The organism is Rhizobacter sp. (assembly GCF_035702065.1).
Classification (GTDB): domain Bacteria; phylum Pseudomonadota; class Gammaproteobacteria; order Burkholderiales; family Burkholderiaceae_C; genus Rhizobacter.
Genome location: NZ_DASSRA010000088.1, coordinates 1 through 2,431 on the forward strand (window position 1 = coordinate 1; position 2,431 = coordinate 2,431).

Annotated in this window: 2 protein-coding genes; one reads left to right on the top strand and one right to left on the bottom strand. The window is 68.5% G+C overall.

Annotated features, from left to right (window positions below; genetic code table 11):
* The coding region (locus tag VFL64_RS04145; protein ID WP_489539121.1) for an NAD(P)H-dependent flavin oxidoreductase at positions 1-723 on the top strand (723 nt) is incomplete at its 5' end.
* A gap of 122 nt (positions 724-845) precedes the next feature.
* Here the strand turns inward: VFL64_RS04145 and nadB are convergent.
* Positions 846-2,431, bottom strand: a 1,586-nt coding sequence (nadB, locus tag VFL64_RS04150; protein ID WP_489539122.1) for an L-aspartate oxidase, incomplete at its 5' end; no start/stop codon positions are given.

The window sequence follows — 2,431 nt, forward strand, 5'->3', positions numbered from 1 at the left end:
GTGAAGGCCATCATCGACGGTGGCGTGAAGGCGGTCGAGACCGCCGGCAACAACCCGCAGAAGTACCTGCCCGCGCTGAAGGAAGCCGGCGTGAAGGTGATCCACAAGTGCACCTCGGTGCGCCATGCGCTGAAGGCCGAGGCCATCGGCTGCGATGCGGTGAGCGTCGACGGCTTCGAGTGCGGCGGGCACCCCGGCGAAGACGACGTGCCCAACTTCATCCTGCTGCCGCGTGCGGCCGAAGAGCTGAAGATCCCGTTCGTGGCCTCGGGCGGCATGGCCGACGGCCGCTCGCTGGTGGCGGCGCTCGCGCTCGGTGCCGACGGCATGAACATGGGCACGCGCTTCATCGCCACGAAGGAGGCGCCGGTGCACCAGAACGTGAAGGACGCGATCGTCGCCGCGAGCGAGCTCGACACGCGGCTGGTGATGCGTCCGCTGCGCAACACCGAGCGCGTGCTGAAGAACGCCGCCGTCGAACGCCTGCTGCAGAAGGAGCGCGAACTGGGTGCCTCGATCAAGTTCGACGACATCGCTGCCGAGGTGGCCGGTGTCTACCCACGCATCATGAAAGAGGGCGAGATGGACCTGGGCGCGTGGTCGTGCGGCATGGTGGCGGGGCTGATCCGCGACGTGCCGACGGTGAAGGAGCTGATCGACCGGATCATGGCCGAGGCCGAGGCGATCATCGGACAGCGGCTGGCGCAGTTCGCGGCGGCGTAACCTGCTGGGGCCGAGCGGGGCTTCGATACCTCAGCCTGAGCGGGTGGTGTGTGTTCGGAGACCTCGCATGCCATCAGCCGCTCAGGCTGAGGTATCGAAGCCTCGCACCACCCGTCCCAAACCTAGCGCCACAAGCCCGTCGGCCCTGCCCCTCGCGGCTGCGGTTGTCGCTGCGTACGCCCCGCCGGTCGCATCAGGATCGTCGGAAAGCTCACCGGCAGCGTCTGCGGGAAGTCACGGCTGTAGTGCAGGCCGCGGCTCTCATGCCGCATCAAGGCCGAGCGCACGATGAGCTCGGCGCAGTCGACCAGGTTGCGCAGCTCCAGCAGGTCGCGCGTGACGCGGAAGCTGCCGTAGTAGTCGTCGATCTCGCCACGCAGCAGCTGGATGCGGTGCAGGGCACGCTCCAGCCGCTTGGTGGTGCGCACGATGCCCACGTAGTTCCACATCAGCAGGCGCAGCTCGTCCCAGTTGTGCGCAATGACCACCTGCTCGTCAGCGTTCTCGACCTGGCTCTCGTCCCAGGCCGGCAGTGCCGGGTGCGCCCCGCTGTCTCGGGCCAGGATGTCGTCGGCGCAGGTCTTGCCGAGCACCACGCATTCGAGCAGCGAGTTGCTGGCCAGGCGGTTGGCGCCGTGCAGGCCGGTGTAGGTGGTCTCGCCCACGGCGTAGAGGCCGGGGATGTCACTGCGGCCATGCAGGTCGGTGACCACACCGCCGCAGGTGTAGTGGGCGGCCGGCACCACGGGGATGGGTTGCTGGGTGATGTCGATGCCGAGCTTGAGGCAGCGTGCGTAGATGGTCGGGAAGTGTTCCTTCAGGAACTCCGCACCCAGGTGGGTGGCGTCGAGCAGCACGTAGTCGACGCCGTGCTTCTTCATCTCGAAGTCGATGGCGCGGGCAACGATGTCGCGCGGTGCCAGTTCGCCACGCTCGTCGTGCGCATGCATGAAGCGCGTGCCGTCGGGCAGCTTCAGGTGACCGCCCTCGCCGCGCAGCGCCTCGGTGATGAGGAAGCTGCGGTCCTGCGGGTGGCCGCTTGGGAAATAGAGGCAGGTCGGGTGGAACTGGATGAACTCCATGTTGCCCACCCGTGCGCCCGCACGCCAGGCCATCGCGATGCCGTCGCCGGTGGAGGTGTCGGGGTTGGTGGTGTAGCGGTAGACCTTGCCGGCGCCGCCAGTGGCCATCACCACGGCCGCAGCAGGCAGGGTCTCGACGCGCTGCTTGTCGATGTCGAGCGCGTAGACGCCGTAGCAGCGTGGCGGCTCGTCGAGCTTCAGGTGGCGAGACGTGATCACGTCGACCGCCATCCAGCGCTCACGCAGCTGGATGTTGGGGTGCTTGGCCACCTCGTCCAGCAGCACGTCGTGGATGGCCTTGCCGGTGGCGTCGGCCGCATGGGCGATGCGGCGCACGGCGTGGCCGCCTTCGCGCGTGAGGTGCAGGCCGAGCGGACCTTCGGGGTCGGGCGAGAAGGGCACGCCGCGCGCGACCAGCCATTCGATGGCGGCGGCGCTGTGTTCGGCGATGAAGCGCGCGGTGTGCTCGTCGACCAGGCCGGCACCGGCGTCCTGCGTGTCGCGCACGTGAGAGTCGATGCTGTCGTCGGTGCCCAGCACGCCCACGATGCCGCCCTGCGCCCATTGGGTGGCCCCCTCGTTCATGTTGCGCTTGGCCAGCACCACCACGGGGTGGTGCTCGGCCA